The 5234-nt window shown below is 54.7% G+C and carries 5 protein-coding genes; 4 read left to right on the top strand and 1 reads right to left on the bottom strand.

What is annotated here, in order from left to right:
* The coding region (locus BR71_RS23905; RefSeq protein WP_156038851.1) for a transposase at window positions 1-279 on the bottom strand (279 nt) is incomplete at its 3' end.
* A gap of 64 nt (window positions 280-343) precedes the next feature.
* On the opposite strand from BR71_RS23905, the gene BR71_RS19605 reads away from it, so the two are divergent.
* The 4 genes from BR71_RS19605 to BR71_RS19590 all read left to right on the top strand — a co-directional run bounded on the left by BR71_RS19605 (window position 344) and on the right by BR71_RS19590 (window position 5018).
* Window positions 344-727: a hypothetical protein gene (locus BR71_RS19605; RefSeq protein ID WP_043641446.1), complete on the top strand. Its 384-nt coding sequence runs from the start codon at window positions 344-346 to the stop codon at window positions 725-727.
* 13 nt (window positions 728-740) lie between these two features.
* Window positions 741-1919, top strand: a complete 1179-nt coding sequence (locus tag BR71_RS19600; protein ID WP_081862758.1) for a type VI immunity family protein — start codon at window positions 741-743, stop codon at window positions 1917-1919.
* A gap of 108 nt (window positions 1920-2027) precedes the next feature.
* Complete coding sequence (locus BR71_RS19595) at window positions 2028-2540, top strand: hypothetical protein (protein ID WP_156039065.1); 513 nt, start codon at window positions 2028-2030, stop codon at window positions 2538-2540.
* Window positions 2541-2636: 96 nt separating this feature from the next.
* Window positions 2637-5018 carry a TOTE conflict system archaeo-eukaryotic primase domain-containing protein gene (locus BR71_RS19590; RefSeq protein ID WP_052370887.1) on the top strand — a complete coding sequence of 794 codons (2382 nt, stop codon included), beginning with the start codon at window positions 2637-2639 and terminating at the stop codon, window positions 5016-5018.
* Window positions 5019-5234: the final 216 nt, after the last annotated feature.

The following is a 5234-nucleotide window of genomic DNA, read 5'->3' as shown; positions in this document are numbered from 1 at the left end:
GTGTTGGCGCAGTTGTATCAGCAGGGCTAGGTGTAGGCGGTCCCAAATGCCTAGCGCTTGCCAATCGCGCAGTCTTCGCCAGCAGGTCATACCGCTGCCAAAACCGAGTTCCTGTGGGAGGTCCTCCCAAGGAATGCCGGTAGTGAGAACAAACAAGATGCCGTTGAGGGCGGCAAAATCATCCAACCGCGGCCGCCCACCCCGGCGGGAACGCGGTGGTGGAGGAAGTAGTGGTTGCAATGACTTCCAGAGCTTCTGACTGACGACTTTCCGTTTCATCTTCGCCAAATGCGGGCATACGCATCTGACATCAAGAGGTTTTGTTAGCGGGTCTAAGAAAGGCATGGAAGGTCTAGCGCAAGATACCCGCGCCTGGCTGGCACAAGAGGCTGCATGGCTGTTAGAGTCGGGCCGCTGGGTTCGCGACCAGGCAAGCTATGCCTGGACCTGGGTCAACGAGCAGGGGCAGGTGCTGGCGCGTTGGACCGAAGAACAGCTGAAGGCGGTATGGGCCAAAATTGAGCGCTACTGCGACATCGCCTGGAGTGAGATTAGCCAGATTGAGTGGGGGCAGATTGTGCTCAATGTCAGCAAGGTGGTAGTCGGCATTGCGCTGGTGGTAGCCGCCGCGGTGGTGATGGTGCTCGCCTTGCCTGCAGAGTTAGTCGCAGGCTTCCTGGCTTGCGTAGGGATTATGGGCGGCGCCTCGATAGCGGCGACTGCATAGATTGGGATTGAGAATGGAACAAACATCGATGCCTCGACAGCTGCAACGACTGCAGCAGTATCAAGATGAACTTACCTGGACGCTGGGTAGCGATGATACGGTGGTCATTCGTCCAGGGCTGATAGCTACCTTCTTTTATGAGGGCGGCAGCACGGTGGCCGTGCGCAGCAAAATCGTCGAATGTTACGACTACTTTTATGAGCTGTTTGGCGTTCAGCTAAAGGGGAAGTATTTCTCGGGCGAAAAGTTTGCTCAAATGACGTCGACCACTTACCAGCGCTGCCGGGAAAAAGCTTTGGCATTAGACGACCCACACGAGTCTCTGGAGTGGCTGATTACCTCGGAAAAAACTAAGGACTATGCGCCTGACTATTTCATGGAGTGCCTAACCCGTCGAGCCTTACACGAGGAGTGGGGGCACAAATCCTACCTCAAGTTCTCCTTACCAGCTGAAATACTAATGACGGAGGGAGGGGGCGAACAGTATCAGCGCCTGGTAGCTTTCATTGCCGACAAGTTGAGCCCAACTCATGGATATGGCGGATTCTCGCCAACTCTACCGGCGGATTTTCACCAGTACCTGCCAAACGAGTATGAGCTGGCGCAACGCTTCATTGGGTTGGATGTGGATAGCATGTCATTTTCTGCCGGTGCACATGAGCTACAAAACCATATCAAAGGTGCCAACTGGCTTACTATCCTCGGTGACTACTTTGTCCAGCAGTTGGGCGGTGAGGCCACCATTCGTGCTCAGCTTACCGCTTGGCCAGACATCACCTTTAGCCACTACGCTGGCGGCTTGATGATTCAGGCCGGCGAATATCCCGACTTGGGTGCCCCGGAAGACTGCGCGCCTGTCCTTTATGTAGCAGTAAGCCGCGTTGTGAAGCCAGTGCGTACCACTCAGCCTGGTTCGCTCCACTATCACCTGCCACAACAGAATGGCTTTGATAAAACAGACACGGTCAGTTGGTATGAAAGGTTTGACTCGGTACCACTGCCGGAAGCAGCGCCCGAGTCGGCATCCGCTATCGAAGGTATGCGCTGTGAAGCTGACAAGCCTTGCCCGGAAAGTGGCTACTGGTGGACTCCTGCCATGGAGAATTCACGGCGACCCTTTAGCCAGGGTGAGTTGATGCCAAATTTCCCGAACTCCAAATACGGCAGCACGATTTGGTATTTAGACAAGTAGCAAAGCAGCCTTGCCATGCGCCGGTGGCTAGGTGCCTTTGCTCAAGTCGGTTAAATGAAAAGCAAATGAAATTTGCTTGTTATTGCCTCCGTCACCCAGGTGCCCAGTATGTTGATTGACCGTGACAGCGCAGACCGTTTTATTGATACCTACATGGCCTTTCTCGGCACGTTGGTGAAGGCAAAGGAGAAACACGGCAAGCGGCCAACCCAATGGCTGGCGCTTGGCCGGGCACGCTATGAAGCGGACCGGGATTCGCTCTCTCGTTACCGAGCCACGCTACGGCATCCTGATGAAGAAATGCTGGAGGCTATTCGCCTAATCCGGCTCAATCGCTGGGTTTATCTCAAAGATACGCGGGCGTATTCAGTGTTGCTACCTGAAGATGGCAGCTGCGCGCATGGTGTACTGGGACTGACCGAGCGTTTGCGGGACATCGGGCAGGGAGAGACTGGTTCCGTCATAAGAACCGGGGTATTCCCTTTGAATGGGCGTTGGGTCTGTGATGGCTTGATTGAGGGTCTAGTTTGGTTAGGCCCCAATATTCGTCGTGATGTGACGACCATTTACCAAAGGCTGCGCCAAGAGGGTAAATTCAGCTTGGGGCCGACTCCGGTCTAACTGTAATGAGTCAGGTTCATGTCGCCCGGTTTGGTAGACCGATGGGATGGCGCTTCTGATGCACCGTGATGGCATCTGTTGCATTGGATTTCGCAGATGAAAAATGACCAGCAGGATGTTCTGTCTGAGCTTCAAGCCGAGAATGCGCGTTTAATCGGACTGTTGGAGGCGCATGGGATAGAGTGGCGTGTGAAGTCGCCGGCGCCTGTGATGGCGCATCCGACAAGCATTACGCCACTCTCCACGGCTGAGAAAGTCGCCTTGTTCCGTAGCTTGTTCCAGGGGCGAACGGATGTTTATCCCACTCGCTGGGAAAGCAAGGCGACGGGTAAGTCAGGCTACTCGCCGGTATGTGGCAATGAGTGGCAGCCTGGAATATGTCATAAGCCCAAGGTGAAGTGCGCGGATTGCGAGCATCGTTTGCTGATGCCGGTCACTGACACGGTTATCTATGCCCATCTGTCTGGCGCCATGACTGCTGGGGTCTATCCTTTGCTGGAGGATGACGCTTGTTACTTCCTGGCCGTGGATTTTGACGAGAAGGAATGGCGAGACGACGTACGCGCTTTTTTGCAATCGTGCAGGACGTTGGGGGTTCCGGCCGCTCTGGAAATCTCGCGTTCGGGCAATGGTGCTCATGCCTGGATTTTCTTCACAAGGAAAGTCTCAGCTCGCGATGCGCGTCGACTGGGAACGGCCCTCCTAAGCCATACATGCTCAAGCACCCGGCAACTGGAACTCTCCTCCTATGACCGTCTATTTCCCAATCAGGACTCCATGCCCAAGGGGGGATTTGGCAACCTGATTGCTCTTCCGCTGCAGAAGCGGGCGAGGGAAAACAATGGGAGTGTCTTTGTCGACGAGGAACTCCGTCCCTACCCCGACCAGTGGGCATTTTTGGCCTCGGTCACGCGCATGTCAGCAGAAGACATCGAGCCCGTCATTGTTCAGGCGACTGGCGGTAGCCATCCTTTGGATGTGACATTCATTGAGGATGAGGAACAAAGCACGCCCTGGAAAAAAACGGCGACCAGCAGGACGAAGATTCCAGGACCCATGCCGGAAAGGTTGCGGGTGACGCTTGGCAATCTTATCTACTTTGAAAAGGCTGAGCTCCCCCAGGCACTGGCTAACCGACTCATCCGCTTGGCGGCATTTCAGAACCCGGAGTTTTACAAAGCCCAAGCAATGCGCTTCCCGGTCTGGGATAAACCACGCGTTATTGGGTGCGCAGAAAATTTTCCCAAGCACATCGGCCTGCCCAGAGGATGCCTGGATACAGCACTTGAGCTCTTAGCGGCACACAATATTGAAACCCAGTTACAGGATGAGCGCTATCAGGGGGAGCCCATTCGTGTCAATTTTGGCGGCACCTTGCGCTTGGACCAAGAAGCAGCCATTGCGGCGATGTTGCATCACGATGTTGGCGTATTGTGTGCGCCGACAGCATTTGGGAAAACGGTCACAGCGGCCGCGATGATAGCCCGGCGAGGAGTCAATACGCTGATATTGGTGCATCGGACCGAGTTGCTCAAGCAATGGCAGGAACGATTACAAGTTTTCTTGGGGGCTGGCAAAGGATTGGTTGGCTGCATTGGGGGCGGTAAAAACAAGCCGACCGGCAAAATCGATATTGCGGTGATGCAGTCGCTGTCCCGCAAAGGGGAAATCAGTTCACTTATCGAGAACTATGGACAGGTGATTGTTGACGAGTGCCATCACGTTGGCGCGGTTTCTTTCGATTTGCTCTTGAAGCGGGCCAGGGCGAAATATGTGCTTGGGCTGACGGCCACGCCGATAAGGCGAGATGGCCAACAACCGATAATTTTCATGCAGTGTGGCCCAATACGCTACACCGCGGAGCGACCGGCTACTGCGCCCCATCTGCTTGAAGTATATCCCCGGTCTCTGTCTCACGTTATTGACGTGCCGGGTGATGCGGGTATTCAGGATGTGTTCCGCCATTTGTCAGCAGATGGTATGCGAACGCAGATGATTGTTAATGAAGTGACTGAGGCCTTCAGGCTGGGGAGGAAAATCCTGGTATTGACCGAGCGGACGGAACATCTGGATATGCTTCAGTCAATGCTGCAGCCACTCATTGCTTCGTTGTTTGTGCTGCACGGGAGGATGTCGCGTAAACAGCGCACGGCAATGGTCGCAGAATTGAACGGCTTGCCGCCGGACTCCCCTCGTGTTCTGCTGGCCACAGGCAAGCTAGTTGGTGAAGGCTTTGACCATCCTCCGCTCGATACATTGGTATTGGCCATGCCCGTTTCTTGGAAGGGAACACTACAGCAATATGCTGGGCGGCTTCACCGGGAGCATGCTGAAAAGACGGACGTACGCATTATTGATTTTATCGATATAGGGCACCCAGCCCTCGTGCGGATGTGGGAAAAGCGGCAAGTCGGATACCGAGCGATGGGGTACAGCATTGAGAGCAGGGAACAGGAGTGCGGCCATCATTGCTATTGAAGGTATGCTACCCAGTCCGCTAGTAGTCGTTTGCAGAGAGCCAGTTCGGTAAGGGTTCCATTTAGACCCGCTAACAAAACCTCTTGATGTCAGATGCGTATGCCCGCATTTGGCGAAGATGAAACGGAAAGTCGTCAGTCAGAAGCTCTGGAAGTCATTGCAACCACTACTTCCTCCACCACCGCGTTCCCGCCGGGGTGGGCGGCCGCGGTTGGA

The sequence above is a fragment of the Chromobacterium haemolyticum DSM 19808 genome (assembly GCF_000711885.1).
Taxonomy (GTDB): domain Bacteria; phylum Pseudomonadota; class Gammaproteobacteria; order Burkholderiales; family Chromobacteriaceae; genus Chromobacterium; species Chromobacterium haemolyticum.
Note: the sequence above shows the minus strand (reverse complement) of the source record. Positions and strands in the feature narration are given on the sequence as shown.

Excerpts from the sequence above, each read along its gene's own strand:
- BR71_RS19605 (WP_043641446.1), top strand. The coding sequence starts at position 344 with ATGGAAGGTCTAGCGCAAGATACCCGCGCCTGGCTGGCACAAGAGGCT.
- BR71_RS19600 (WP_081862758.1), top strand. The coding sequence starts at position 741 with ATGGAACAAACATCGATGCCTCGACAGCTGCAACGACTGCAGCAGTAT.
- BR71_RS19595 (WP_156039065.1), top strand. The coding sequence starts at position 2,028 with ATGTTGATTGACCGTGACAGCGCAGACCGTTTTATTGATACCTACATG.
- BR71_RS19590 (WP_052370887.1), top strand. The coding sequence starts at position 2,637 with ATGAAAAATGACCAGCAGGATGTTCTGTCTGAGCTTCAAGCCGAGAAT.